Raw genomic sequence first — 25,474 nt, forward strand, 5'->3', positions numbered from 1 at the left:
GGAGGGTCGGCCCCGGCGCTTGGGTCGTTCGGCCCATGCGGTGCCGGACGGGGCCGGCGCAGCGTGAGGACCATGAGGACCCGTACACGCATCGCCGTCATCGGCGTCGGCAACGAGTTCCGGCGTGACGACGGTGTGGGCTGGACCGTGCTCGCCCGGCTGCGGGAGCGCGCCGAGCGGCGACCGCTGCCACCGGGCACGGTGCTGGCCACCTGCGACGGGGACCCCGGGCGGTTGATCGGACTGTGGGAGGGCGTCGGCCTCGCGTTGGTCGTGGACGCGGCCCACGCGCACCCGGGCACGCCGGGCCGGGTGCACCGCCTCGAACTCGACTCCGGACACCTGGCGCAGCCGCCGACGACCAGCTCGCACGGACTGGGCCTCGGTGAGGCCGTCGAACTCGCCCGCGCGCTGGGGGTGTTGCCGGACCGCCTCGTCGTGTACGCCGTGGAGGGCGCCGACAGCGCGCTGGGCACCGGGCTCTCCCCCGCGGTCGAGGCGGCCGTGGAACCGCTCGTGCGAGCCGTCGAGTCCGAGCTCGCCCGGCACGGTGAGAGCGCGGGGCGCAGGAGGCCGGCATGACCGCGCGCCGCTTCCATGTGGAGGGGATCGTCCAGGGGGTCGGCTTCCGGCCGTTCGTGTACCGCACCGCCTCCGCCCTCGGCCTGGACGGCTGGGTGGCCAATGTCAACGGGCATGTGGAGGGCGAGGTCGCCGGACCGGCCCGCGCCGTCGACGAGTTCGCCGCCCGACTGCGGACCGACGCCCCGGCCCTCGCCCGGGTCCGCCGCGTCCGGCTGACCGACGGCGCCCCGCGGCCGGAGTACGGTCCGGGTTTCCTGGTACGGCACAGCGCCCCCGCGGGCCCGGACACGGCGCCGCGGGAGATCCCGCCGGACGCGGCGATCTGTGCCGCCTGCCTGGCCGAGCTGCGCGACCCCCGCGACCGTCGCCACCGCTATCCGTTCATCAACTGCACGGACTGCGGGCCGCGCGCCACGATCATCGAGGATCTGCCGTACGACCGGGTCCGCACGACCATGCGCCGCTTCCCCCTCTGCCCCCGGTGCGCGGCCGAGTACGCCGATCCGGCGGACCGACGCTTCCACGCCGAACCGGTCGCCTGCCCCGTCTGCGGTCCTCGGCTGGCCTGGGACGACCTGCGGGGCGAGGAGGCGCTGCGGGCCGCGGTGGAGGCCGTCGAGGCAGGCCGGATCGTCGCGCTGAAAGGTATCGGCGGCTACCAGTTGGTGTGCGCCGCGGGCGACGCGGCGGCCGTGGCCGAGCTGCGGCGCCGCAAGAGGCGTCCGGCGAAACCATTCGCCGTCATGGTCCCCGACGTCGGCGCGGCCGCCCGGCTGGCCCGCGTCGGAGCCGCCGAGGAGCAGCTGCTGACCTCGCCGGAGCGCCCGGTGGTGCTGCTGGCCCGCCGCCGGCGGCGCGGCGCGGATCCGCTCGCCCCGCAGGTGCACCCGGGCCTGGCCCGGGTCGGTCTCTTCCTGCCCACCACCGGCCTGCACCACCTCCTCCTCGACGAGCTGGCCCGCCCGCTCGTGGTCACCAGCGGCAACCGGAGCGACGAGCCCATCGCCATCGACGACACCGAGGCCCGTCGCACCCTGGCCGGGGTCGCGGACGGCTTCCTCACCCACGACCGGCCGATCCGGTCGCGCTACGACGACTCGGTGGTGCAGTTCGCCGGGCGCACCCGGATCACGGTCCGACGCGCGCGCGGACTCGCCCCCGCCCCGCTACCGCTCGCCGTGAACACGCCGGTCGCCGGGGCGGGTGCCCAGCTCAAGCACACGTTCACCCTGGCCGCGGACGGCCGCGCCCACCTCGGCCCGCACACCGGCGACCTGGCCGACGCGTCGGCGTACGACGCCTTCCTGGCGTCGTACACGAACCTCAAGCGGCTCACCGGCATCGAGCCGACGGTCCTCGCCCACGACCTGCACCCCGGCTACCTGTCCACCCAGTGGGCCGAGGCACAGCCGGTGCGCCGGATCCCGGTGCAGCACCACCACGCCCATGTGGCGGCCTGTGCGGCCGAACACGGAGTGCAGGGCCCTTTCCTCGGCGTCGCCTACGACGGACTGGGCCTGGGCGACGACGGCACCCTGTGGGGCGGCGAGATCCTTCTCGCCGATCTCAGCGGCTACCGTCGCGTGGGCCGGTTCGCGACCGCGCCGCTGCCCGGCGGCGACGCGGCGGTGCGGCATCCGTCCCGTACGGCGCTCGGGCAGCTGTTCGGCGGCGAGACACTGGGCTCCCCGCACCCGTATCCGTGGCTCGCCCGGCCCTTCACGGACCGGCTCGACCCGGCCGAGGTCACCGCGGTGCGCGCCATGGTCGCCCGGGGCGTCAACTGCCCCCGGGCGTCGAGTGCCGGCCGGCTCTTCGACACGGTCGCCGCGCTGCTCGGCCTGTGCGACCGGGTGAGTTACGAGGGTGAGGCGGCCGTACTGCTGGAGGCGGCGGCCGGCGCCGAGCACGCCGCGGCACTGGCTCATCGGGTGGTGCGGGCGCAGGGCCTGTGGGTGTACGACTCCGCGCCGACACTGGCCGACCTGCTGTCACGGCAGCTGGACGGGGAGCCGGTGCAGCGGCTGGCGGCGGCCTTCCATCTGACGCTCGGGATCGTGACCGCGGAGCTGGTGGCTCGCGCGGTGGCCGAGGGCGCGCCGCGGACCGTCTGTCTCGGCGGCGGCTGCTTCGTCAACCGGCGGCTGGTCACGGAGGTCAAGCGGCGGCTGCACGCGCAGGGGCTGCGGGTGCTGGTCGGCGGTCAGGTTCCGGTCGGGGACGGCGGCATCAGTTACGGGCAGGCGGCGGTCGCGGCGGCGCGGCTGGCTGGGGAGAGGTGAGGACGCATGTGCCTGGGCATTCCGGGGCGGGTCGAGGAGGTCCATGAGGACGCGGGGCTGCGGATGGCGACGGTCTCCTTCGGAGGGATACGGCGTGAGGTGTGTCTGAGCTGTACTCCGGAGGCCGATGTGGGGTCGTACGTGATCGTGCACGTCGGATTCGCGATCACGGTGGTGGATGAGGGGGAGGCTCGGCGGACGCTCGATGTGCTGCGGGCGATGGCGGGGGCGGTGGAGGGGGAGTTGGGTGAGCCTCTGCCCTGATGCGGGGTGGGCTTTTTCGGGGGCTGCTCGTCGTGTCCTGACTGCGGGTTCGTCGTGGCTTGTCGCGCAGTTCCCCGCGCCCCTTCGGGCGCGCTGCGGATCCGGTCGGCTTATGGGGCGGGGCCGGTTGGCCCATGCCCTGCCGTGGGGGCGGGGGTGAGGGTGGGTGTGGAACGAGCGACGAGGAGGAGCGACATGAGTGGAGCCCCGGCCGTGCTCGATCGGGATGGGCTCGGTGCCCTGGTGAAGGTGCTCGTGGCGGACGGGTGGACCGTCGTCGGGCCGACCGTGCGGGACGGCGCCGTCGTGCTGGCCGAGCTGGCCTCGGCGGAGGAGCTGCCCTACGGGTGGGGCGTCGAGCTGGAGGCCGGGCGGTACCGGCTCGTGCCTCGCGAGGACGGGGCCGCGTTCGCGCACAGCGCGGGGCCGCAGTCCTGGAAGAACTTCCTGCACCCGTCCCGGGAGAAGTTGTGGAGCGCCGACCGGACGGCGGACGGTGAGGTGTCCTTCACCGCGCACGAGAGCGCGGCGCCGTCGTACGCCTTTCTCGGTGTCAGGCCCTGCGATCTGCGGGCCATCGCCATCCAGGACCGGGTGCTCACCGGCGGACAGTACGCGGACGACGGTTACGGGAAGCGGCGCCGGGGTGCGCTGCTGATCGCCGCCGAGTGCACCGAGCCGGGTGCTACCTGCTTCTGCGTCTCCATGGGCGGCGGGCCCGCGGCGGATCCCGGTTACGACCTCGCGCTGACCGAGGTGGTGGACGGGGACGGGCACCGGTTCCTGGTGCGGCCCGGCAGCGAGGAAGGTGCCCGGTTGCTCGCCCAAGTGCCCAGCAGCGCAGGCGACTTGGCCACCGAGCATGCCGCCCGTACCTCCGTGGACGCGGCCCGCGACCGGATGGGCCGTTCGCTGCCCCCGGTCGACCTGCGCGACCTGATGGGCGCGAGTCTGGACGCCGAGCGCTGGAACGACGTCGCCGAGCGCTGTCTGACCTGCGGCAACTGCACGATGGTCTGCCCTACCTGCTTCTGCACCACCACGGAGGAAGTCACCGACCTGACCGGTGACCACACCGAGCGCTGGCAGCGCTGGGACTCCTGCTTCGATCTGGACTTCTCGTATCTGCACGGGGGCTCGGTGCGCCGCTCGCCCCGCAGCCGCTACCGGCAGTGGCTCACCCACAAACTCTCCACCTGGCACGACCAGTTCGGCACCTCCGGATGCGTCGGCTGCGGGCGCTGTATCGCCTGGTGCCCGGCCGGCATCGACATCACGGAGGAAGTGGCCGCGCTGGAGGCCGAACGCGGAACGGAGTCGGACTGATGCCTCCCTCGATAGCCCTGCGCATGAACCACGCACTGCCCCCCGAACACCGCGAGCGGCTGCTGCGCGTCGGCCGCGAGGCCGAATTCCCGCAGGACACCCGGCTGTTCGAGGAAGGCGGGAACGCGAACCGGTTCTGGATCCTGCGCGGCGGTACGGCCGCCCTCGACATGCATGTGCCGGGCCGTCGCCCGCCGGTCGTCGAGACGCTCGGCATCGGCGACCTGCTCGGTTGGTCCTGGCTGTACGAGCCGTTCGTGTGGCAGCTCGGCGCGGTGGCCGTCACCCGCTTGCAGGCCTACGAGTTCGACGCGGTCGCCATACGTCTGATGTGCCTCGACGACCCCGAGTTCGGGCGCGCGATCGAGCACTGGGTCGGCCGGGTGCTGGCCCACCGGCTGAACGCGGCCCGCGCCCGGCTGGTCGACCTGTACGGGATCTACGAGACGAAGGACGAGCGATGACGGCCGTCCCCGTACCTCATCGGGTGGTCGCCCGGCGGGCGGAGACCGCGGACACGGTCACGCTGCGCTTCCAACCGGTGGGGCCCGCGCTCCCCGAGTTCCGGCCCGGGCAGTTCGCGATGGTGCACTCCTTCGGACGCGGCGAGATCCCGGTGTCGGTGAGTTCGGTGCAGGCCACGGGCGGTCTGGCGCACACCGTCCGCTCGGTGGGGGCGGTCTCCGCCGGGCTGTGCGCGGCACGGGTCGGCGACGTGATCGGCATCCGCGGTCCCTACGGCACCAGTTGGGAGCCGGCGCGGGCGCGTGGCCGGGACGTCCTGATCGTGGCGGGCGGCATCGGTTTCGCCCCGCTGCGGCCACTGATCCTCGCCGTGCTGGCCGAGCCGGACGCGTACCGGCGGATCAACATACTGATCGGGGCACGTACCCCGAGCGACCTGATCGCCCGCGCGGAGGTGGCGAGTTGGGCCACGGCCTACACCGGGGTGACGGTGGACCAGCCCGAGGTGGACTGGCGCGGGGACGTCGGCGTGGTCACCCAGCTGCTGGGGCGGGCGCAGTTCGAACCGGAGGAGACCACGGCGTTCGTGTGCGGTCCCGAGCCGATGATCCGGGCCACGTCCCGCGAACTCGCGCACCACGGTGTGCCCCGTGACCGGATCCAGGTGTCGCTGGAGCGGAACATGCGGTGCGCGACCGGGCACTGCGGGCACTGTCAGCTCGGGTCGCTGCTGGTGTGCCGGGCGGGCCCCGTCGCGGACTGGGCGAGCGCCGAACCCCTGCTCTCCGTAAGGGAGTTGTGAGATGGCCGGCACGAGGACCAAGCCGAAGCTGGCCGTGTTCAAGCTGGCCTCCTGCGACGGCTGCCAGCTCACCCTGCTGGACTGCGAGGACGAACTCCTGGCGCTGGCGGGCGAGGTGGACATCTCGCACTTCCTGGAGGCGTCCAGCGCGGTAGCGCCCGGTCCCTACGACCTCTCCCTGGTCGAGGGTTCGATCACCACGGCCGCGGACGCCGAGCGGATCCGGGCCATTCGCGCCGTCTCACGTCACGTGGTGACCATCGGGGCGTGCGCCACGGCCGGCGGCATCCAGGCCCTGAGGAACTTCGCGGACGTCGACGAGTTCCGCCGTACCGTCTACGCGCATCCCGAGTACATCTCCACGCTCTCCACCTCCACCCCCGTATCGGCCCATGTGGACGTCGACTTCGAGCTGCGCGGCTGCCCGATCGACCGCCGTCAGCTCATCGAGGTGATCACCGCCTTCCTGGCCGGCCGCAAGCCGGACGTGCCGAACCACAGCGTGTGCTTCGAGTGCAAGCGGCGCGGCACGGTGTGCGTCACGGTCGCCCACGGCACGCCGTGCCTGGGTCCGGTCACTCACGCCGGGTGCGGGGCGCTCTGCCCGGCGTACCACCGCGGCTGCTTCGGCTGCTTCGGCCCGTCGAGTTCGGTGAACCTGCCCGCACTGATCCCGCTGCTGCGCCGCGACGGCCTCGACGAGGACTCCGTGGGGCGATTCCTGCACACCTTCAACACCGCCGCCTTCGAGAAGGAGTTGGGCAAGTGACGCACCGCGGATCCCGAGTGCTGCACGTCGGCTCGCTGGCCCGGGTCGAGGGCGAGGGTGCGCTGCGCCTGCATGTGCACGACGGCAGTGTCACCGACGCCCGGCTGGAGATCTACGAACCGCCCCGGTTCTTCGAGGCGTTCCTGCGCGGCCGGTCCTACACCGAGCCGCCGGACATCACGGCGCGGGTGTGCGGGATCTGCCCGGTGGCGTACCAGATGAGCGCGTGCGCGGCGCTGGAGGACGCGTGCGGGGTGACGGTCGACCCGGTGATCCGGGATCTGCGCCGGCTGCTGTACTGCGGCGAGTGGATCGAGAGCCAGGTCCTGCACATCTACCTGCTGCACGCGCCGGACTTCCTGGGCCGCGCGAGCGCGATCGACCTGGCCCGCACCCACCGCGCCGAGGTGGAGCGGGGGCTCAGGCTGAAGAAGGCCGGCAACTCCGTCATGGAGTTGATCGGCGGCCGGGCGGTGCATCCGGTCAACGTCCGCCTCGGCGGCTTCCACCGGGTCCCGACGCGGGCGGAACTGCGCCCGCTGCACGAGCAGTTGAAGCAGGCGCTGGACGACGCGTGGGAGACCGTGCGCTGGGTGGCCGGCTTCGAGTTCCCGGACGGCCACGTCGAGGCCGACCTGCTGGCGCTGGCCGACCCGGACACGTACGCCATCGAGGGCGGCACCCCGACCGTGCTGCGCGCGGACGGCAGCACCGCGTCCTTCCCGGTGCGGGAGTTCACCGAGCACGTCGTCGAAACCCATGTCGAGCACTCGACCGCGCTGCACTCGCGGCTGGACGGACGGCTGCATCTGACCGGATCCCTGGCCCGGTTCGCGATCGGCGGCGCACGGTTGTCGCCGGTGGCGTTGGAGGCGGCCGTGGCGGCGGGGCTCGGCGATCCGCGCGAGGGCGCCGTGTGCCGCAACCCCTTCCGGTCGATCCTGGTCCGGGCGGTGGAGAGCGTGTACGCCGTCGCCGAGTCGCTGCGGATCATCGAGGCGTACGAGCCACCCGAGCACCCGTACACGGAGGTGCCCCCGGTCGCGGGCGTCGGGCACGGCGCCACCGAGGCACCCCGCGGGATGCTCTACCACCGCTACGAACTCGACGCCGACGGCATCGTGAGGGACGCCCGGATGGTGCCGCCTACGGCTCAGAACCAGGGTGCGATCGAGGACGACCTGCGCCGGCTGGCCCAGCGCGCGATCACCGAACGCGACCCGGACGACGCCGAGTTGACGGCCCTGTGCGAGCGGGCGATCCGCAACCACGACCCGTGCATCTCGTGCTCCACCCACTTCCTCGACCTGACCGTCGTCCGTACGGCGGCAGACACCTCGGGAGCCACTTCGGGAGGCTGCGATGCCTGAATCTCCGTACACCGTGAGCGATGTGATGACGCACACCGTCGTCGCCGTCGGCAGTGAGGCGCCCTTCAAGGAGATCGTCGAACTGCTCGACCAGTGGAAGGTCAGCGCCCTGCCGGTGCTGGCGGGCGAGGGCCGGGTCGTGGGGGTGGTCTCCGAGGCCGATCTGCTGGCCAAGGAGGAGTTCCGGGACACCGAGGAGGGTGATCCGGCCGCCCGGAAGAAGGCCGGCGCGGTGACCGCGGGCGAACTGATGAGCGCCCCCGCCGTGACCGTGCACGCGGACGCCTCGCTGGCCGAGGCGGCCCGCATCATGGCCCGCCGGCACGTCAAGCGGCTGCCCGTCGTGGACGCCGTCGGCCTGCTGCAGGGCGTGGTCAGCCGCAGCGATCTGCTCAAGGTCTTCCTGCGGGAGGACGAGGAGATCGCCGGGGAGATCCGGCACAGCGTGCTCGGCCAGCTCCCGGTCACCACTCCCCTGACGGTGAGCGTGTCCGAGGGCGTGGTCACCCTGGGCGGGTCCCTGCCCGACCGGATGCTCGTGCCCGTGGTGGCGCGGGCGGTGCGGGCGGTGGAGGGGGTCGTGGACATCCGGCTCGATCTCACGCACCGATGAAGTACCTCGACGAGTACCGCGATCCCGTCCTCGCCCGGCGCCTGCTGGACGAGCTGCGGCAGACGGCAACCCGGCCCTGGCGGATCATGGAGGTGTGCGGCGGCCAGACCCACACCCTGGTCCGCCAGGGCATCGACGAGTTGCTGCCCGCCGGCATGCGGATGATCCACGGCCCCGGCTGCCCGGTCTGCGTGACCCCGCTGGAGACCCTGGACCGGGCCATGGCCATCGCCGCCCGGCCCGGCGTGATCCTCACCAGCTTCGGCGACATGCTGCGCGTACCCGGCACGGACACCGACCTGCTGTCGCTGCGGGCGCGGGGCGCTGACGTGCGGGTGGTGTACGCCCCGATGGACGCCGTACGCCTGGCCGCCGCCCACCCCGACCGGGAGGTGGTCTTCCTCGCCGTGGGCTTCGAGACGACCGCGCCGGCCAACGCGATGGCCGTGCTGCACGCGGCACGCCTGGGGCTGAAGAACTTCTCGATGCTGGTCAGCCATGTCCTCGTGCCGCCGGCCATGACGGCGCTGCTGGAGGACCCCGACTGCGAGGTGCAGGCCTTCCTCGCGGCCGGGCATGTGTGCGCGGTGATGGGCTGGACGGAGTACGAGCCGATCGCCGCCCGCTACGAGGTGCCCATCGTGGTCACCGGCTTCGAGCCGCTGGACCTGCTGGAGGGCATCCTGATGGCCGTACGGCAACTGGAGGCCGGCCGGTTCGAGGTGGAGAACCAGTACGCACGGGCCGTGCGCCGGTCCGGGAACACCGACGCCCAGGACGCCGTGCGCACCGCCTTCCGGGTCACCGACCGGGCCTGGCGCGGCATCGGGGCACTGCCCGACAGCGGACTCGAACTCGCCCCGGAATACCGGGACTTCGACGCGGCCCGCCGCTTCGACGTGGGCGGGCTGTGCCCCGTCGAGGACGCCGAGTGCATCGCGGGCGCCATCCTCACCGGCGCGAAGCTGCCCACCGACTGCGCGGCGTACGGCACCCGTTGCACCCCCCGACACCCCCTGGGCGCGCCGATGGTGTCGTCCGAGGGCACCTGCGCCGCCTTCCACGCGGCCGGACGCACTCCGACGAGGAGCACGGCATGAGCATCCAATGCCCCACCCCGAAGCACGAGGAAGAGGTCGTGCTCCTTGGCCACGGTGCCGGCGGACGGCTCACGGCCGAGCTGCTCGAAGGGCTGGTACTGCCCGCCGTGGGCGGTGACACGGGCCCGCTGGAGGACGCGGCGCTGCTGCCCGGCCATCCCGGCCTGGTGATGAGCACCGACAGTTTCGTCGTCAGCCCGCTGTTCTTCCCCGGCGGGGACATCGGGTCCCTCGCCGTGCACGGCACGGTCAACGACCTCGCCATGCGCGGCGCGTGGCCACTCGCCCTCTCCGTGTCGCTGATCGTCGAGGAGGGACTGCCACTGGCCGAACTGCGGTCCGTGATGGCCTCGTTGGGCAAGGCGGCCCAGGACGTGGGCGTGCCCGTCGTCACCGGCGACACCAAGGTCGTGGGCCGTGGCGCGGCCGACCGTCTCTTCATCAACACCACGGGCGTCGGACAGCGCCACGAACTCCTGTGCCCGTCGGCCGCGTTGGCCCGGCCGGGAGACGTCGTCCTGTTGTCCGGGCCGATCGGGCTGCACGGTACGACCGTGCTGAGCACCCGTGAGGGGCTCGGCTTCGAGAGCGACATCGCCTCGGACAGCCGGCCGCTGCACCGGCTGGTGCGTGCCCTGGCGCCGTTCGGCTCCGCGGTCCATGTGCTGCGCGACCCGACCCGGGGCGGGCTGGCGGCCGCCCTCAACGAGATCGCCCGGGACTCGTCCGTCTCCGTGGAGATCGAGGAGAGCGCCGTTCCGGTGCCCCAGGCGGTGGCCGCCGCCTGTGACCTGCTCGGCCTGGACCCGATGGTCGTGGCCAACGAGGGCTGTCTGGTGGCCTTCGTCGAGGCCGCGGTCGCCGAGGAGGCGCTCACCGCGCTGCGGTCGGTCGCCGAGGGGACGCAGGCGGTACGGATCGGCGCGGTGTCGACGGACGGGCCGCGCGGGCGGGTCACCCTGCGGACGCTGGTCGGTGCCCGGCGGATCGTGGAGATGCCACTGGGTGAGCAGCTTCCTCGGATTTGCTGAGTCCGGATCTGCTCAATTCAATCCGGATCTGCCGGGTCCGCCGACCACTCGAAGCCGGTCACCCGGTCATCGTCATCCCGCTCGGGGCCGGTCACCCGGCCTTCCGGCCCCACTGCGGATCGATCAGGGCCCACTCGGTGTCCCACTCCTCCAGCAGCCGGCGCTCCAGCCGTGCGCGGACACCCAGTCCTGCGAGCAGCACCACCGCGCCGGCACCCAGGGCGGCCAGGACGCCGAGCACGGCCCCCTGGAACTCCGCCTGTTCGGCCGTCGCGGGCGCCGGCACGAGCCGGCCCTTGGCGTCCAGCCACACGCGGGTGGTGCTGCCCGCCCGGCTCACGGAAGCGACCCGGGTGACACCCGTCCGGGTCGTGCCGTCCGCGGCGGTCCAGCGCACGGTGGCCCACGCGTGGTCGCCGTCCGTGCCGTCGGCCCCACTGGTCACCCGGTCCGCGTCCTCGGTGAGCACGGCCGGCACGGCGTGCCGTTCGGTGCGCAGGCCGTCGAGATCCCGTTCGACGGCACCCGCGGTCAGCGCGCCCGCGACGACCGCCGCCACCACAGCGAGGGTCCAGGTCACCAGGATCAGCCAGGCTTCGACGAGGTGGCCGGTGCGCCGGAGCGGATTGCTCCGCAGCCGCCACCACCGCACCCTGCCCGGCGTCGCACTCCCGCTCCGGCCCATCGTCACCACCGTGCCCGGGCGTCGTCGTGGACGAGGACCTGAGCGGGCCCACGCCGGGGCGTGCTCCACGTCTGCGGCTGCGGCACGTGTCCGAGCCTCAGGACCATCTGCGGGTACCGGCCGGCGGTGAGCTCCGACCGCAACCGGGCCCGCACCGCGGGCAGTTCCAGCGGCTGGGTGTGGAAGGCCGCCATGACGCCGTGGGCCGCCGCGTACAGCAGTACCCGCTGCAGCGCCTGTCCGGACCGCAGCCAGTCCGGGCGGCGGTCATAGGCCGTGCACAGTACGGCGACGGTACCGGTGCCCCCGCCGCGGTTGCGGGCCGGGACGAGGTACCGGTGGGAGATGCCCAGGTAGTCGCGGCCGGCCAGCAGGGTGGCGTCGGGGTGGTGACGGCAGGCCTGGACGGGTATCCCCTGCGGGCCGACGCAGCACGCCAGTTCGGCGACGTACCCGTGGTCCGCACGGTGCGTGTCCTCCGCAGTGCGCACCAGCTCGGCGAGGAGCTGCAGTTGCTCCGGGGCGTCGACGACCTGGAGGTCGGCGCCCTCCACCCGTGCCTGCTCGTACAGTTCGTCGAGCGTCGACTGCGCGACCGGCTCGGCCCCGAACTGGCCCCGGTGGGTGTGCCAGTGGATCATCGCGCCGGCCAGCAGCGCCTCCTCAGGGGTGCTCGGGGCATGGGCCGCGTAGCCGACGCGGGCCAGGTAATCGGGGTTCCCGGGTTCCGGCAGGACGTCGACGACCGGCCGGAAGCCGAGGCGCCGTACGGCGAGCCGCACGTTGAACAGCGCCGCCCCGCAGGCGATGACGGCCTGCCTGCCCGAGGGATCGGTCCGCACCATCCGCCGCCCGCCGTCCAGATGGACCTCGAAGCCGTGGTCCTGGCCCTCCTCGGTGAACAGCCAGGGCTGGCTGTTGTGCGGCGATGGGGCGAGGGAGGCGGCGCGCGCCAGATGGAGCGCGGCGCGACCGGGCTGCTCGTAGGTGACCGACATAGTGCATCCCACCTTTCGGGAACCGTTCACCTCCAGCCTCCGCGCCTTCCTCCAGGACATCAGAGGGCTACGCCCTGGCGGCGGGAGGGTGGTGGCCGAGGCAGAGGACCAGCAGGATCACGGCGGTCAGGTGGAGCGCCGTCTCGGCCATGATCTCGGGAATCCGACGGATGTTCGTGATGTGCCTCCCTCAGGGAGGTGGTGGCATGCAGTCAGTTTTTCGCCTGCTCGTCCAGCAGTTCGCCGGCGACCCGCGCCGCCCACGCCTCGATCTCGGGGAAGTCGCGGAAATCGCCGCCCTTTCCGTTGCGGACGATCGACCGGGCGATCCGGCCCTTGGCGCCCTCCTCCAGGCAGCCGCCGAAGGTGACGTGGCCCCTGGCGTCCAGCCGGGCCATGGCGCGGCGTACTCCGTGCACGGGCGGGATGTCCTTCTCGGACGCCGAGGCGTCGAGCGGGCCGCTGCTGAAGAGCCACAGCGGGCGCTCGGCCAGGGCGCGGCGGTTGCTGCGCACGAAGCGGCGGGCGTCCTTCTGCCAGCGTCCGGCGTACAGCCCGCCGCCCACCACGACGGCGTCGTAGCGTGTCACATCGGGGACGGACCCGGCCGGGAGCGCCTCCGCGGTGAGTCCCTCCTTGCACAGCACCGCAGCCACGGCTTCGGCGATCTGCGCGGTGGATCCGTTCGTGCTTCCGTAGGCGACCAGCACGTTGCCGGGCATGACGGTCCGCCTCCTCTCACATCCTGCGCAGCCAGTCGTCGGCCACGCCGTGCACGACCTGTTCGTCGGGCTGGATCCTGGCGTCGTCCAGTCGGTAGGTGAGCCCGTCGACCACGGCGACCACTCCGTCGATCTGCCGGGTCATGGAGACGGCGATCTCCTTCTCGCTCTTGCGTTCCATGTGGCCGGTGAGCGTGACCACGCCTTCGGTCACCGAGACGTCGATGCTGCGCGGTGGCAGCCACAGGGCGCGTACCAGCACCTCCTCGACGACCTCGGTGCGGATGTCCGCGTCGGGCCGCAGGAAGACCGTCAGCAGGTCGCGGCGGGTGACGATGCCGACGAGCCGGTGCGCCTCGTCGAGCACGGGCAGCCGCTCCACACGGTGCTGGGCCATGGTCCGGGCGGCCTCGACGATCGTGTCGTCGGCGTGCACCGTGACGGGCGGCTCGGTCATCAACTGCCCCGCGGTGCGCGCCCTGGCCTTCGCGGCCTGCCGCCTGGCACTCGGCATCATGCTCGCCAGCTGCGAGCGCTTCTTGGGTTCGTACGGGTCGGGCGTGTCCGCCTGACGTATCATCAGATCCGTCTCGGAGATCACTCCGATGACCTTGTCGTCCTCGTCGACCACCGGCAGTCCGCTGATGCGGTGCTCGCCGAGCCGGCGCGCCACCTCCTTGAACGGGGTGCCGTACTCGGCCCGGACGACCTCCGTGGTCATCACGGAGCCGACCTTGTTGTGCCTCATGGTGTCTCCTCCTCAGCGGAGCCGGCGCAGATACGGGTCCTGCGGCCTGCGGGGCAGCAGGCGCACGCGGGCATCGAGCACACTGACTCCGCCCGGTGTCGCGAGTACGGGGTTGAAGTCGGCCTCGGCGACCTGCGGCAGGTCGCTCGCCATCCGGGACAGCCGCAGCAGCAGCTGTTCGAGGCCTTCGAGGTCGACGGGCCGCGCCCCGTTCGCACCGAACAGGAGCGGGGCGCAGCGCGGGGCCGTGATCAGGTCGTGCACGTCGTGGTCGGTGAGCGGAGCGAGCCGGGCGGCGTGGTCGGCGAGGACCTCGGTGGCGGTGCCGCCGAGTCCGAACAGGACCAGCGGCCCGAAGACCTCGTCCTGGACGACACCCGCGAACAGTTCGGTGCCACGGTCGGCGAGCGGTTGCAGCACGACCCCCGTCAGCAGGCCGGCGAACCGGGTCTCCAGGTCCCGGAAAGCGGCCCGGATCTGGGAGTCGCCGCGCAGGTCGAGGTGGACGGCGTGCTCGGCGCTCTTGTGCAGCAGCCCCGGCCAGTACCCCTTCATGACCACCCGGCCGTCGGCGCCGCGCAGCCGGTCGGCGGCGAGGACGGCGTCGTCCTCGGTCTCCGCCCAGGCCCACGGCGACTGCGGAATGCCGTAGCAGCCGAGGAGTTCGGCGCAGGTCCTCGGGTCGAGCCAGCCGCCGTCCGGGTGCGCCTCCAGATAGGTCTCCACGACGGCGTGGGCGCGGGCCGTGTCGGCTCCGTCGAGGGCTGGAACGGTCCCGTTGGGCCGGGCCAGCCAGGCGGCGCGCTGCACCGCGTGGGCGAGGGCCCGCGCCGCCGCCTGGGGTTCGGCGTACGACGGGACGGTGCCGCCCTCGGCCGGGAGCAGTTCGACGGGCAGCGCCTGTTCGAGTCGTATCACGGCGACCGGCTTGGTCCGCCGGGCCGGAGCGCGGGTGACGGCCCGCACGAGGTCGTCGCCGGTCGCCGCGGCGACCGCCGTGGGGACGAGGGCCACCAGCACGGCGTCCACGCCGCCGTGCCGCATGATCCGCTCCACGGCGCTCGCGAGCTGTTCCTCGGTGACGGCCGCGGTCGCGTCGACGGGGTTGCCGACGGCCGCCCCGTCGGGCAGTACGGCGAGCAGGTCGTCGACCAGTTCAGGGGTGGGTGTCGGCAGTGCCAGCCCGGCCTCGGCGCAGGCGTCGGCCGCGAGCACGCCCGCTCCGCCCGCGTTGGTGACGATCGCGACGCGGGATCCGGCGGGCAGCGGCTGGGCGTGCAACAGGGCGGCGGTCTCGAGGAGTTCACCGACCGAGCGGGTGGCGGTGATCCCTGCCTGGGTGAACAGCGCGCCACGGGTCATGGTGCGGGTGGCGGCGGCCGCGGTGTGCGAGGCGGCGGCGCGCCGGCCGGCGTCGGTGCGGCCCGCGTCGACGGTCAGCACCGGCATGCGGCGGGTCACCCGGCGGGCGGTGCGGGAGAACGCCCGCGGGTTGCCGAAGGACTCCAGGTGCAGCAGGGCGAGGTCGGTGCGGCCGTCGCTCTCCCACCACTGGAGCATGTCGTTGCCGCTGACGTCGAACTTGTCGCCGAGCGAGGCGAACGTGGAGACGCCGATGCCGAGCCGGGACATGCCGTCGAGCAGGGCGATGCCCACTCCCCCGGACTGCACGGCCACGCCCGCCGTTCCGGGGCGGGGGTGGCCGGCAGCGAAGGTGGCGTCGAGCCGCAGTGCCGGGTCGGTGTTGACGACGCCGAGGCAGTTGGGGCCGACGAGGCGCATGCCGTGCGTGCGGCAGGCCGCGGTCAGCGACCGGGCCTGGCCGGCGTCGAGGCCGGCGGTCACGACGAGGAGGGCGCGTACGCCCGCCTTGCCGCACTCCTCGGCCGTCTCCGGGACCTTGGCGGCGGGCACCGCGAGGACCGCGAGGTCGGGGGTGACGGGCAGCGCGGCGATGGACGGGTAGCAGGGCACGCCGAGGATCGCGCCGGCCGCGGGGTTCACCGCGAACAGGCGCCGGACGAACCCGCCCGCGTGCAGCTGGTGCAGGATCGCCCGGCCCACCGAGCCCGCCTTGCGGCCGGCGCCGACGACCGCCACGGCATGCGGCCGCAGCAGGGGTTCGAGGCTGGCCACGTCGGCGGCCCGGCCGCGTGCCTCCACCGCGGAGAGGTAGCCGTCGTCCTCGGTGAGTTCGATGGTGCAGCGCACCTCGGGGCCCTCGAAGCGCCGGGCGGTGCGCAGGCCGAGGTCGGCGAAGAGCCGGAGCACCTCGCGGTTCTCGCTGAGCGCGTCGGCGGTGAAGGCCGTGATGCCCTCCGCGCACGCGGCGGAGACGAGGTGTTCGACGAGCAGGGTGCCGACGCCGCGGTGATGCAGTCCGTCGGCGACCGCGATCGAGATCTCGGCCTCGGTTCCGGCGCCGCCGGTGTCGTACTCGGCGAGCCCGATCACCTGGCCCTGCCGCTCGGCCAGCAGCGCCCGGTATCCGGGGTGCGGTGCGGCGCAGGCGCGGTCGGCCGCCATCTCGGCGGAGCGCCGGCTCGCGCCGAAGAACCTCAGCCGCAGGTTCTCCGGGGCCATCTCCTCGTACAGTCCCTGCAGTTGCTCGTGGTCACCCGCCACTACGGGACGGATGCACACGGTGGTGCCGTCGGCGAGCAGGGCGTGGACCGGGGGCGCACCGGGCTTGTCGTCCGTCATCGCGGATCTCCTCCAGACGTCTTCACACTCCAAGCGTCCAGCGCGCCGCACCCGGCTCCCATGGGCTGACCGGGTGCGGCATGAGGGCCGGTCGGCCCCAAGTCGGTATCACGGGATGCGGTGCACCATGGCATATCCGGGCGCCATACGGGCGACGTAGCGGAAATACAGCGGCAAGGGGCGGAACGAGGAATTCCCTAAGCATATCCAGCGATACTTCACTCGGAATTCGAGATTCGGTTCCGCCCTGTCTGGTGACCTCTCGGATTCGGCTCCATCCTGTGCTGCGCCAGGAACGCAGGAGGCACGCCATGTTCGTCACTCCGGCCGCGTCGTCGGCCGCACCCAGTACTCTCAACTGGAGTCACACGACGATTTTCCTCGCCACCGTGCTCGGGCCGTCATCCTGATCGGATTGATCCTCACATGGTCGAAGGTGAAGTCGCTGGTCCGCAGTTGGATCGCGCTGGCGCTCGTCACCGGGCTTCTCGCCTATTGTGTGGCGGCGTTCGGGGTGAACGACGCCAGGACACGCAGCACACTGATCGGCGCGCTCGCCTCCGCGGTCGGATCGGCCGTCGCCTTCTACTTCTCGACCAAGTCCGCCGACCAGGCCAGGCAGGACGTCATCACCGCGTTGGCCGGTGGCACAGAGGTCGTTCCGGATGTCACCGGAAAGACGGAGGACGAGGCGGTACGAATACTTGGCAGGACGTCCCTCAAAATGGAGATCGCGCCCGAGAGCCGACCCGCTGATCCGTCGGCGTCGATAACGACTCAGGACCCCGCGGCGGGCGCCTACGTTCAGAAGGGTTCATCGGTGCGCGTCGCCTTTCAGACCGAGAATTCGCAGTCACCGGCATCCCAGTGACGCGCACCGCGGAAATTGAAATTGCTCAGCCGTTCCACGTCCAGTCCGCCACCTCCGGCAGGTCCGTGCCGTGCTCGCGGATCCAGTCGTGGTGGCGTTGGCGTGCGTCCTCCATGCGCTGGCGTACGGCCGCCGCCCGCACTGCCAGGCCCGGCACCCGGTCGATGACGTCCATGACCAGCCGGTAGCGGTCCAGGTCGTTGCGGACGACCATGTCGAAGGGCGTGGTCGTGGTCCCGGACTCCTTGTAGCCGCGCACGTGCAGGTTCCGGTGGCCGGTGCGGCGGTAGGCGAGCCGGTGGATGAGCCACGGGTAGCCGTGGTAGGCGAAGATCACCGGCTTGTCCTGGGTGAACAGTCCGTCGTACTCGAAGTCGCTCATGCCGTGCGGGTGTTCCTCGCGCGGCATCAGCCGGGCCATGTCGACCACGTTGACCACGCGGACGGCGAGGTCGGGCAGGTGGCGGCGGAGGAGCTGAGCGGCGGCGAGGACCTCCAGGGTGGGTACGTCGCCGGCGCAGGCGAGGACCACGTCCGGCTCGCCTCCGTTCTCGGTGCCCGCCCACTCCCAGATGCCGGCTCCGCGGGCGCAGTGGGCCCGGGCGGCGTCCATCGACAGCCAGTCGAAGCAGGGCTGCTTGCCCGCGACGATCACGTTCACGTAGTCCCGGCTGCGCAGCGCGTGGTCCGCGACCGAGAGGAGGGTGTTGGCGTCCGGCGGCAGGTACACCCGTACGACCTCGGGGCTCTTGTTCAGGACGTGGTCGACGAAGCCCGGGTCCTGGTGCGAGAAGCCGTTGTGGTCCTGGCGCCACACATGCGAGGTGAGCAGGTAGTTGAGGGAGGCAATCGGGGCGCGCCACGGCAACTGCCTCGACGTCTTCAGCCACTTGATGTGCTGGTTGACCATGGAGTCGACGATGTGGACGAAGGCCTCGTAGCAGGAGAACAGCCCGTGCCGCCCGGTGAGCAGATAGCCCTCCAGCCAGCCCTGGCAGGTGTGCTCGGAGAGGATCTCCATCACCCGGCCGTGCCGGTCGAGGTGTTCGTCCACCGGGAGGTGCTGGGCCTGCCACGCCTTGCCGCTGGCGTCGAAGACAGCCTGCAGCCGGTTGGACGCGGTCTCGTCGGGGCCGACGACGCGGAAGTCGCGGCGGGCCGCGGTGTCCTCCATCACCCTTTCGAGAAGGTCGCCGAGGACGCGGGTCGGCTCGTGGAGGCTGGTGCCGGGCTTGTCGACGGGCACGGCGAACCGGTCGAGGGAGGGCACGGGCAGGTCGCGTACGAGCAGTCCGCCGTTGGCGTGCGGGGTGGCGCCCAGACGCCGGGTGCCGTCGGGGACGCAGGCGAGCACGTCGGCGACGGGCCGGCCGTCGGCCCCGAAGAGCTCCTCGGGGCGGTACGAGCGCAGCCAGGTCTCCAGCTGCCGCAGGTGCTCCGGGTTCTCGCGCACCCCGGCCAGCGGGACCTGGTGGGCACGCCAGGTGCCCTCGACCGGCACCCCGTCGACCTCGGCGGGACCGGTCCAGCCCTTGGGGGTACGCAGCACGATGACGGGCCAGTGGACGCGCTCCGCCACGCCGTCCTCCCGGGCCGACTGCTGCAGCAGGGCGATGCGGTCCAGGGCCGTGTCCATCGCCTCGGCCATCGCCCGGTGGACGGTGGCCGGGTCGTCACCGGTGACGTGGATCGGCGAGTGGCCGTAGCCGCGCAGCAGCTCGTCCAGTTCGTGCTCGGGCAGCCGGGACAGCACGGTCGGGTTGGCGATCTTGTAGCCGTTGAGGTGGAGGATCGGCAGTACGGCGCCGTCGTGGACCGGGTCGAGGAACTTGTTGGAGTGCCAGGACGCGGCCAGCGGGCCGGTCTCCGCCTCGCCGTCGCCGATCACGCAGGCGACCAGCAGGTCCGGGTTGTCGAGGGCCGCTCCGTAGGCGTGCGACAGGGAGTAGCCCAGCTCGCCGCCCTCGTGGATGGAGCCGGGGGTCTCCGGTGCCACGTGGCTGGGCACCCCGCCGGGGAAGGAGAACTGGCGGAACAGCCGCTCCATGCCGGCCCCGTCCCGGCCGACGCTCGGATACGTCTCGCTGTACGTGCCCTCCAGCCAGGAGTTGGCCACGACGGACGGGCCGCCGTGGCCGGGCCCCCACACGCACAGGGCGTCGATGCCACGGGCCTTGATGACGCGGTTGAGGTGGGTGTAGACGAGGTTGAGGCCGGGCGAGGTACCCCAGTGGCCGAGCAGCCGCGGCTTGATGTGCTCCGGCCGCAGGGGTTCACGCAGCAGCGGGTTGGCCATGAGGTAGATCTGTCCGGCGGACAGGTAGTTGGCGGCGCGCCAGTGCAGGTCCAGGGTGCGCAGTTCTTCATCGGTCAGTACGGTGCTGCTGTCCTGGTGTTCGGCCTTGGGCATCAGGGGCTCCGGAAGTCATCGACGTGGGTTCATCGGGCGGTGGAGGCGGCATGGCCGGCAAGAAGGCGGCAACGCTGCCGCGCAGGACGTACGAGAAGGAACTGCTGCGTCTGCAGACGGAGTTGGTCAAGCTCCAGGAGTGGGTGCGCGCGGAGGGCGCCCGCCTTGTCGTCGTCTTCGAGGGACGGGACGCGGCGGGCAAGGGCGGCACCATCAAGCGGGTCGCCGAGCACCTGAACCCGCGCGTGGCCCGGATCGCGGCGCTGCCCAAACCGACCGAGCGGGAGACCACCCAGTGGTACTTCCAGCGGTACGTGGAGCATCTGCCGGCCGGCGGGGAGATCGTGCTGTTCGACCGGTCCTGGTACAACCGGGCCGGGGTCGAGCACGTGATGGGCTTCTGCACCAAGGAGGAGCACCAGCTCTTCCTGCGGCAGTGCCCGATCTTCGAGCGGATGTTGGTGGAGGACGGGATCCTGCTGCGCAAGTACTGGTTCTCGGTGAGCGACACCGAGCAGCAGGACCGTTTCCGGCGCCGGCTGGACGACCCGGTGCGGCGCTGGAAACTCTCGCCGATGGACCTGGAGTCGATCACCCATTGGGAGGCGTACTCCCGGGCGAAGGACGAGATGCTGGTGCACACGGACATCCGTGAGGCGCCGTGGTTCGTGGTGGAGAGCGACGACAAGCGCCGGGCGCGGTTGAACATGATCGCGCATCTGCTGGGCTCCCTGCCCTATCACGAGGTCCCGCCGCCCGTACTGAAGCTGCCGGACCGCCCGGCGTCGACCGGCTACCAGCGCCCGCCGCGTGATCTGCAGACCTACGTCCCCGACCACGCGGCGAGCCTGTAAGCCGGTCATCGAGTTCACACCCGCTGCGGTACGACGGCAACCGGGCAGGATGACTGGTGCAGCACCGCGTGGGCGACCCGGCCGAGCTGGAGCCCGAAGTGCCCGTCGCGGCGCTTGGCCCCGACGACCAGCAGGTCGGCCCGGTGGGAGGCGTCCGCCAGCACCCGGCGGGCGTGCCCCTCCACGGTGCGGCGGTGCACGTCGGTTTCGGCCGGGATCTCCTTCAGCGCTCCCTCCAGCGCCTCCACCGCGCGCTCCTCGTGCAGCCGGGCGGGCTCGCCCGCCATCAGCGGATGGTCGGTCGTCTCGTGCGCGGGGCACCGCCAGGCCCGTACGGCCTCCAGCGCCACCCCGCGACGGCGCGCCTCGTCGAGTGCGAAGCGCACGGCCGGCGACTCCGTGCCGTCCTCCCCCACGCCCACCACGACCCGTCCCTGGATTCCGGGCGCCGCCTGCTTGTCGTGGCTGCCTCGCAGCACGATCACGGGGCACTCGGCGTGCGCGGCCACGGTCAGGCTGACGGAGCCGAGGAAGAACTCGGCGATCCCGCTGCGGCCACGGCTGCCCACCACCAGCGCGGAGGCCTGCCGGCTCTCGCGTACGAGGGCGTACTCGGGCTCCTCCGGCAGCACCTCGCCGGTCACCTTCAGGTCCGGCCGGCGCTCGCGGGCCCGCCGGACGGCGCTGTCGACGACGTCCTCGGCGAGCACCTCCTCGGACGGCTTGCCGAGGTCCGCCGAGAGCGCGCCGCCCTCGTAGCGCTCCCACAGCGAGGCGTACACCACGCGCAGCGGTGTGCCGCGCAGCACGGCCTCGTCGGCCGCCCAGTCGACGGCGCGCAGGCTCGGCTCGGAGCCGTCGACGCCCACGACGAGAGGAAGCTCCACCGTCCTCACCGTCCCGTGCCGAGGTCGAACACGATCCGGGCCTTGACCTGGCCGCGCAGCACCTCGTCGATGGCCTCGTTGACGGCGGTGAGCGGACGCGTCTCGTGGATGACCCTGGTGCGGCCCGCCGCGTGCAGCTGGAAGACCTCGGCGAGGTCCTGCCGGGTGCCGACGATCGAGCCGATCACGCTGGTCCCGTTCAGGACGGTGTCGAAGATCGGGACCTGGATCGTGCCGTGCGCGGGCAGCGCCACCATGACGAGCCTGCCGCCGCGCCGCAGCCCGGAGTTGACGGCGGCGAACGCGGCCTCGTTCACGGCCAGGGCGATCGCCGCGTGGGCACCGCCGTGCCGCCTGAGCACCTCGCCGACGTCCTCCTTGCGGGCATCGATGGTGATGTCGGCGCCGAGTTCCCGGGCCAGTTCGAGCTTCTCGTCGGTGACGTCGATCGCGGCGACGGTTGCCCCGGCGATCTTCGCGTACTGCACGGCCAGGTGGCCGAGCCCGCCGACGCCGGAGATCGCGACGAGCTGGGCCGGCCCGACCTCGGCGACCTTGAGCGCCTTGTACGTGGTGACGCCGGCGCAGGTCAGCGGGGCCGCCTCGACGGCGCTGACGCCCTCGGGCACGGGCTGCGCGAAGTCGGCCCAGGCCAGCATCTTCTCGGCGTACCCGCCGTCGCAGCCGTAGCCGGTGTTGATCTGCTGCTCGCACAGCGTCTCCCAGCCGGACAGGCAGTGCTCGCAGCGTCCGCAGGCCTTGCCGAGCCAGGGCACGGCGACCCGGTCCCCCACGCTCAGGTGGGTGACGCCGGCGCCGAGCTTCTCGACCAGGCCGACGCCCTCGTGGCCGGGTACGAACGGCGGGTTCGGCTTGACCGGCCAGTCTCCGTGGGCGGCGTGGATGTCGGTGTGGCACAGCCCGGAGGCCTCCAGGCGCACCCGCACCTGGCCCGGACCGGGCTCGGGATCGGGGCGCTCCTCGATGACCAGGGGCTCGCCGAAGGCTCGTACGACCGCTGCCTTCATGGGTTCAACTCCTCAGGGATGGACGTCAGTTGTGGGCGACGACCGCGACCGGGGCAGCGGCGTGGTGCAGGACGGCATGGGTGACGGGGCCGATGTGGAAGCCGACCGGACTGCGGCGGACGCGGCGGCCGACGACGACCAGCGAGGCGTCCCGGGAGACGTCGACCAGGAAGTTGGCCGCGCTGCCCGCGCGGGACTCCTCGACGACCTCCAGGTCCGGGTACTTCTGGCGCCACGGGAGCAGGGCCGCGGCCAGCGCCGCGGACTGCTGCCGGGCGATCTCGTCGTGGTACTCCGGGTCGCCGGCCAGACCGTAGGTGTAGTACGGCGGCAGGTTCCAGCCGTACAGGACGCGCAGCACGGTGGAGCGCCGCGTGGCGGCGTCGAAGGCGAACTCGATCACCGAGTCGTCGGGGGCGGCGGGGTCGAGGCCGAGGACGACCGGCCGGTACGGCGCGGCGGCCGACGGGATGCCCGCCGGGTCCGGCTCGTGCTCGTCGGCGGCCTGTTCTCCGGCCCGGACCAGCACCACGGGACGCATGGCGTGCGCGATGGTGGCCAGGCCGACGGAGCCGACCAGGAATCCGCCGACGCCGCTCAGTCCGCGGGAGCCGAGGACGAGCAGTTCGGCGTCCTCGGCCGTCTTGGCGAGCACGTCGGCGGGTCGGCCGCTCGGCTGCTCCATGGTCACCTGGAGACCGGGGTGGCGCAGCCGGACGCCCTCGGCACTCTCGCGCGGAATGCGCTCGCTCCAGTGCTGCTGGGTCTCGGCGCCGAGCAGCGGCGCCTGGGCGATGGGGTCGGGGACGGGCTCCCACACGTGGACGATGGTCAACGGCAGGCCGCGCAGCTGCGCTTCACGCGCCGCCCACTCCACCGCGGCACGGCTCTCGGCCGAGCCGTCCAGGCCTGCGACAACTGTGCGCACCATGGTTCCGCCTCCTGATCGGGATCTGCTTCCAGCGTCGGCCCTCGGGTGGCCGCTGCCGCAGGGGCCGCATTTCCCCCGCCGGGACCGACCGGCCCAACGCAGTCGCCTGTCGGGCCCCGGCGTACGGGGTCCGCCACGCTCCCGCGGCGGCAGGATCTGCGGCCGACTGCCCGCACTCCGCTCGCTGCCGCCGCCGGCCGCGCGATGCCGAAGGTCGCTCTCCCCGGGGTGTGAAGGGCCCCTTCCGCGGGGACGGGTGGGCCGCCGGGGACGGCAAGGTCTCGCGGACCAGGGCGGATCGGTGGATTCTTGGGGCACTCAGGGAGAGGAGTTCCATGTCCCACGCCTCGTGGTGGCGTCGTACGGTGCCCGGGATCGCCTGGCTGTCCGGTTACCGCCGCTCATGGCTGCGCGGCGACCTGCTGGCGGGCGTGACGGTGGCCGCTTATCTCGTGCCGCAGGTGATGGCGTACGCGGGCGTGGCCGGGTTGTCGCCGGTCGCCGGGCTCTGGGCCATCCTGCCCGCCCTCGCCCTCTACGCCCTGTTCGGTTCCTCGCGGCTGCTCTCCGTCGGCCCCGAGTCGACCACCGCGCTTATGACGGCGACGGTGGTGGGCCCGCTCGTGGGCTCCGATCCCGGCCGCTACGCCGCCATGGCCGCGAGTCTGGCCGTCACGGTCGGCCTGCTGTGCCTGGCGGCCCGGGCCCTGCGCCTGGGGTTCGTCGCCGACCTGCTCTCCCGACCGGTGTTGATCGGTTATCTGGCGGGGGTCGCGCTGATCATGATCGTGGACCAGCTGCCCAAGCTGACCGGCGTCCCCACGTCCGGCTCGGCCTTCTTCCCGCAGCTCTGGTCCTTCGTACGGCACCTGGGCCAGGCGCACCCGGCCACCGTGCTGTTCGCCGCCGCCGTGCTCGCCTTCCTGTTCACGGTGGCCCGGCTGAACCGCGCGGTGCCCGGCCCGCTGCTGGCCGTGGTGCTGGGCACGGCCGCCGTGGTCGCCTTCGACCTCGACGACAAGTACGGCATCAAGGTGATCGGCGAGATCCCGGCAGGACTGCCCGCCCTCGAACTGCCGGATCTCACCGAGCTGCCCCGCCTGGTGCTGCCGGCCCTGGGCATCCTGATCGTCGCCTACACCGACTTCATCCTCACCGCGCGCGCCTTCACCGGCGGCGACGAGGGCCCACCGCTCGACGCCGATCAGGAGTTCCTGGCGCTGGGCGCGGCCAACATCGGGGCGGGATGTCTGCACGGCTTCCCGGTCAGCAGCAGCGCCAGCCGCACCGCGCTCGCCTCCTCGGCCGGCGCTCGCAGCCAGGCGTACTCGCTGGTCGCGGGCGTGGCGGTGCTCGCCGTCCTGCTCTTCCTCAGTCCACTGCTGACCCGCACCCCGTCGGCCGTGCTGGGTGCACTGGTGGTGTACGCGGCCGTCCGCATGATCGACCTCGCGGGCTTCGGCCGGCTGGCCTCGTTCCGCAGGCGCGAACTGCTGCTGGCGCTCGGCTGCCTGGCCGGGGTGCTCACCCTCGACATCCTGTACGGGGTGCTGGTGGCCGTCGGCCTGTCGGTGGCCGAGCTGCTGAGCCGCGTGGCCCGGCCGCACGACGCCGTCGAGGGCGTGGTGCCCGGCGTGGCCGGTATGCACGACGTGGACGACTACCCGCAGGCCCGCACCATTCCTGGCCTGCTGGTGTACCGCTACGACTCACCGCTCTTCTTCGCCAACGCCCAGGACTTCCACCGCCGGGCGCTGGCCGCCGTCGACGAACAGCGCGGCCCGGTCCGCTGGTTCGTCCTCAACACCGAGGCGAACGTGGAGGTGGACATCACCGCGCTGGACGCGGTCGACGCACTGCGCCGGGAACTCACCCACCGCGGGATCGTGTTCGCACTGGCCCGGGTGAAGCAGGACCTGCTGGACGACCTGGAGGCGTACGGGCTGGCCGAGGCGGTGGGCCGGGATCTCATCTTCCCCACCCTGCCGACGGCGGTGGCGGCGTACCGGAAGTGGAGCCGCGGGAGTTAG

At 72.5% G+C, this 25,474-nt stretch carries 23 protein-coding genes; 14 read left to right on the forward strand and 9 right to left on the reverse strand.

Going from position 1 to position 25,474, the window contains the following annotated elements:
• Window positions 1-72: 72 nt before the first annotated feature.
• From ACQEWB_RS02530 to hypE, 11 genes are all read left to right on the forward strand, one after another.
• Window positions 73-582, forward strand: a complete 510-nt coding sequence (locus tag ACQEWB_RS02530; RefSeq protein ID WP_432826528.1) for a hydrogenase maturation protease — start codon at window positions 73-75, stop codon at window positions 580-582.
• Window positions 579-2,867, forward strand: a complete 2,289-nt coding sequence (hypF, locus tag ACQEWB_RS02535; protein ID WP_432826530.1) for a carbamoyltransferase HypF — start codon at window positions 579-581, stop codon at window positions 2,865-2,867. Before ACQEWB_RS02530 ends, hypF begins: the two co-directional genes overlap by 4 nt.
• A gap of 6 nt (window positions 2,868-2,873) precedes the next feature.
• Entirely contained in the window at window positions 2,874-3,131 is a 258-nt protein-coding gene (locus ACQEWB_RS02540) for a HypC/HybG/HupF family hydrogenase formation chaperone (RefSeq protein WP_432826532.1), read from the forward strand.
• Between the two features lie 195 nt (window positions 3,132-3,326).
• Complete coding sequence (locus ACQEWB_RS02545) at window positions 3,327-4,457, forward strand: 4Fe-4S dicluster domain-containing protein (protein WP_432826534.1); 1,131 nt, start codon at window positions 3,327-3,329, stop codon at window positions 4,455-4,457.
• The gene (locus ACQEWB_RS02550; protein WP_432826536.1) at window positions 4,457-4,921 is read left to right on the forward strand and encodes a Crp/Fnr family transcriptional regulator; all 465 of its coding nucleotides are present in this window, start codon (window positions 4,457-4,459) and stop codon (window positions 4,919-4,921) included. Before ACQEWB_RS02545 ends, ACQEWB_RS02550 begins: the two co-directional genes overlap by 1 nt.
• Window positions 4,918-5,724: an FAD/NAD(P)-binding protein gene (locus ACQEWB_RS02555; protein ID WP_432826538.1), complete on the forward strand. Its 807-nt coding sequence runs from the start codon at window positions 4,918-4,920 to the stop codon at window positions 5,722-5,724. The genes ACQEWB_RS02550 and ACQEWB_RS02555 overlap by 4 nt, the downstream gene beginning before the upstream one ends.
• Before the next feature lies 1 nt (window position 5,725).
• On the forward strand, window positions 5,726-6,493 hold the full coding sequence (locus tag ACQEWB_RS02560) for an oxidoreductase (RefSeq protein WP_432826539.1): 768 nt from the start codon (window positions 5,726-5,728) through the stop codon (window positions 6,491-6,493).
• On the forward strand, window positions 6,490-7,863 hold the full coding sequence (locus tag ACQEWB_RS02565; RefSeq protein ID WP_432826541.1) for a Ni/Fe hydrogenase subunit alpha: 1,374 nt from the start codon (window positions 6,490-6,492) through the stop codon (window positions 7,861-7,863). The genes ACQEWB_RS02560 and ACQEWB_RS02565 overlap by 4 nt, the downstream gene beginning before the upstream one ends.
• Window positions 7,856-8,476: a CBS domain-containing protein gene (locus ACQEWB_RS02570; protein WP_432826543.1), complete on the forward strand. Its 621-nt coding sequence runs from the start codon at window positions 7,856-7,858 to the stop codon at window positions 8,474-8,476. Before ACQEWB_RS02565 ends, ACQEWB_RS02570 begins: the two co-directional genes overlap by 8 nt.
• A complete protein-coding gene (gene hypD, locus ACQEWB_RS02575; protein WP_432826546.1) occupies window positions 8,473-9,576 on the forward strand; it encodes a hydrogenase formation protein HypD in 1,104 nt (367 codons plus the stop codon). Before ACQEWB_RS02570 ends, hypD begins: the two co-directional genes overlap by 4 nt.
• Window positions 9,573-10,607 (forward strand): hydrogenase expression/formation protein HypE, encoded by a 1,035-nt coding sequence (hypE, locus tag ACQEWB_RS02580; protein ID WP_432826549.1) that lies wholly within the window; start codon window positions 9,573-9,575, stop codon window positions 10,605-10,607. The genes hypD and hypE overlap by 4 nt, the downstream gene beginning before the upstream one ends.
• 91 nt (window positions 10,608-10,698) lie before the next feature.
• Here hypE and ACQEWB_RS02585 read toward each other — a convergent pair whose 3' ends face one another.
• The 5 genes from ACQEWB_RS02585 to ACQEWB_RS02605 form a co-directional block, all read right to left on the reverse strand.
• Entirely contained in the window at window positions 10,699-11,292 is a 594-nt protein-coding gene (locus tag ACQEWB_RS02585) for an Rv1733c family protein (protein WP_432826551.1), read from the reverse strand.
• A 2-nt stretch (window positions 11,293-11,294) separates the two neighbouring features.
• Complete coding sequence (locus ACQEWB_RS02590; RefSeq protein WP_432826553.1) at window positions 11,295-12,290, reverse strand: Acg family FMN-binding oxidoreductase; 996 nt, start codon at window positions 12,288-12,290, stop codon at window positions 11,295-11,297.
• Window positions 12,291-12,502: 212 nt separating this feature from the next.
• Complete coding sequence (locus tag ACQEWB_RS02595) at window positions 12,503-13,012, reverse strand: flavodoxin domain-containing protein (protein WP_432826555.1); 510 nt, start codon at window positions 13,010-13,012, stop codon at window positions 12,503-12,505.
• A gap of 16 nt (window positions 13,013-13,028) precedes the next feature.
• Window positions 13,029-13,760, reverse strand: coding sequence for a CBS domain-containing protein (locus tag ACQEWB_RS02600; protein ID WP_432826557.1), 732 nt, complete (start codon window positions 13,758-13,760; stop codon window positions 13,029-13,031).
• Window positions 13,761-13,772: 12 nt separating this feature from the next.
• Window positions 13,773-16,463 carry a GNAT family N-acetyltransferase gene (locus ACQEWB_RS02605; RefSeq protein WP_432826559.1) on the reverse strand — a complete coding sequence of 897 codons (2,691 nt, stop codon included), beginning with the start codon at window positions 16,461-16,463 and terminating at the stop codon, window positions 13,773-13,775.
• Window positions 16,464-16,899: 436 nt separating this feature from the next.
• Here ACQEWB_RS02605 and ACQEWB_RS02610 point away from each other — a divergent pair, with 436 nt between their 5' ends.
• On the forward strand, window positions 16,900-17,334 hold the full coding sequence (locus ACQEWB_RS02610) for a PASTA domain-containing protein (RefSeq protein ID WP_432826561.1): 435 nt from the start codon (window positions 16,900-16,902) through the stop codon (window positions 17,332-17,334).
• 25 nt (window positions 17,335-17,359) lie between these two features.
• On the opposite strand, the gene ACQEWB_RS02615 is transcribed toward ACQEWB_RS02610, so the two are convergent.
• Entirely contained in the window at window positions 17,360-19,744 is a 2,385-nt protein-coding gene (locus ACQEWB_RS02615; RefSeq protein ID WP_432826563.1) for a phosphoketolase family protein, read from the reverse strand.
• Window positions 19,745-19,794: 50 nt separating this feature from the next.
• Here ACQEWB_RS02615 and ppk2 point away from each other — a divergent pair, with 50 nt between their 5' ends.
• Window positions 19,795-20,598: a polyphosphate kinase 2 gene (gene ppk2 / locus ACQEWB_RS02620; protein ID WP_432826565.1), complete on the forward strand. Its 804-nt coding sequence runs from the start codon at window positions 19,795-19,797 to the stop codon at window positions 20,596-20,598.
• Window positions 20,599-20,612: 14 nt separating this feature from the next.
• On the opposite strand, the gene ACQEWB_RS02625 is transcribed toward ppk2, so the two are convergent.
• The 3 genes from ACQEWB_RS02625 to ACQEWB_RS02635 are packed head-to-tail and all read right to left on the reverse strand — an operon-like array spanning window position 20,613 to window position 23,444.
• Window positions 20,613-21,485, reverse strand: a complete 873-nt coding sequence (locus ACQEWB_RS02625; RefSeq protein ID WP_432826567.1) for a universal stress protein — start codon at window positions 21,483-21,485, stop codon at window positions 20,613-20,615.
• Between the two features lie 5 nt (window positions 21,486-21,490).
• Window positions 21,491-22,513, reverse strand: a complete 1,023-nt coding sequence (gene adhP, locus ACQEWB_RS02630; protein ID WP_432826569.1) for an alcohol dehydrogenase AdhP — start codon at window positions 22,511-22,513, stop codon at window positions 21,491-21,493.
• A 25-nt stretch (window positions 22,514-22,538) separates the two neighbouring features.
• Entirely contained in the window at window positions 22,539-23,444 is a 906-nt protein-coding gene (locus ACQEWB_RS02635; protein ID WP_432826571.1) for a universal stress protein, read from the reverse strand.
• A 335-nt stretch (window positions 23,445-23,779) separates the two neighbouring features.
• On the opposite strand from ACQEWB_RS02635, the gene ACQEWB_RS02640 reads away from it, so the two are divergent.
• Complete coding sequence (locus ACQEWB_RS02640) at window positions 23,780-25,474, forward strand: SulP family inorganic anion transporter (RefSeq protein WP_432826573.1); 1,695 nt, start codon at window positions 23,780-23,782, stop codon at window positions 25,472-25,474.

The sequence above is a fragment of the Streptomyces sp. CA-249302 genome (genome assembly GCF_050936785.1).
Lineage (GTDB): Bacteria > Actinomycetota > Actinomycetes > Streptomycetales > Streptomycetaceae > Streptomyces.

What these genes read in the sequence shown, in the direction of transcription:
- ACQEWB_RS02530 (WP_432826528.1), top strand. Translation starts at nt 73, where the DNA reads ATGAGGACCCGTACACGCATCGCCGTCATCGGCGTCGGCAACGAGTTC.
- hypF (WP_432826530.1), top strand. Translation starts at nt 579, where the DNA reads ATGACCGCGCGCCGCTTCCATGTGGAGGGGATCGTCCAGGGGGTCGGC.
- ACQEWB_RS02540 (WP_432826532.1), top strand. Translation starts at nt 2,874, where the DNA reads ATGTGCCTGGGCATTCCGGGGCGGGTCGAGGAGGTCCATGAGGACGCG.
- ACQEWB_RS02545 (WP_432826534.1), top strand. Translation starts at nt 3,327, where the DNA reads ATGAGTGGAGCCCCGGCCGTGCTCGATCGGGATGGGCTCGGTGCCCTG.
- ACQEWB_RS02550 (WP_432826536.1), top strand. Translation starts at nt 4,457, where the DNA reads ATGCCTCCCTCGATAGCCCTGCGCATGAACCACGCACTGCCCCCCGAA.
- ACQEWB_RS02555 (WP_432826538.1), top strand. Translation starts at nt 4,918, where the DNA reads ATGACGGCCGTCCCCGTACCTCATCGGGTGGTCGCCCGGCGGGCGGAG.
- ACQEWB_RS02560 (WP_432826539.1), top strand. Translation starts at nt 5,726, where the DNA reads ATGGCCGGCACGAGGACCAAGCCGAAGCTGGCCGTGTTCAAGCTGGCC.
- ACQEWB_RS02570 (WP_432826543.1), top strand. Translation starts at nt 7,856, where the DNA reads ATGCCTGAATCTCCGTACACCGTGAGCGATGTGATGACGCACACCGTC.
- hypD (WP_432826546.1), top strand. Translation starts at nt 8,473, where the DNA reads ATGAAGTACCTCGACGAGTACCGCGATCCCGTCCTCGCCCGGCGCCTG.
- hypE (WP_432826549.1), top strand. Translation starts at nt 9,573, where the DNA reads ATGAGCATCCAATGCCCCACCCCGAAGCACGAGGAAGAGGTCGTGCTC.
- ACQEWB_RS02585 (WP_432826551.1), bottom strand. Translation starts at nt 11,292, where the DNA reads ATGGGCCGGAGCGGGAGTGCGACGCCGGGCAGGGTGCGGTGGTGGCGG.
- ACQEWB_RS02590 (WP_432826553.1), bottom strand. Translation starts at nt 12,290, where the DNA reads ATGTCGGTCACCTACGAGCAGCCCGGTCGCGCCGCGCTCCATCTGGCG.
- ACQEWB_RS02595 (WP_432826555.1), bottom strand. Translation starts at nt 13,012, where the DNA reads ATGCCCGGCAACGTGCTGGTCGCCTACGGAAGCACGAACGGATCCACC.
- ACQEWB_RS02600 (WP_432826557.1), bottom strand. Translation starts at nt 13,760, where the DNA reads ATGAGGCACAACAAGGTCGGCTCCGTGATGACCACGGAGGTCGTCCGG.
- ACQEWB_RS02605 (WP_432826559.1), bottom strand. Translation starts at nt 16,463, where the DNA reads ATGACGGACGACAAGCCCGGTGCGCCCCCGGTCCACGCCCTGCTCGCC.
- ACQEWB_RS02615 (WP_432826563.1), bottom strand. Translation starts at nt 19,744, where the DNA reads ATGCCCAAGGCCGAACACCAGGACAGCAGCACCGTACTGACCGATGAA.
- ppk2 (WP_432826565.1), top strand. Translation starts at nt 19,795, where the DNA reads ATGGCCGGCAAGAAGGCGGCAACGCTGCCGCGCAGGACGTACGAGAAG.
- adhP (WP_432826569.1), bottom strand. Translation starts at nt 22,513, where the DNA reads ATGAAGGCAGCGGTCGTACGAGCCTTCGGCGAGCCCCTGGTCATCGAG.
- ACQEWB_RS02635 (WP_432826571.1), bottom strand. Translation starts at nt 23,444, where the DNA reads ATGGTGCGCACAGTTGTCGCAGGCCTGGACGGCTCGGCCGAGAGCCGT.
- ACQEWB_RS02640 (WP_432826573.1), top strand. Translation starts at nt 23,780, where the DNA reads ATGTCCCACGCCTCGTGGTGGCGTCGTACGGTGCCCGGGATCGCCTGG.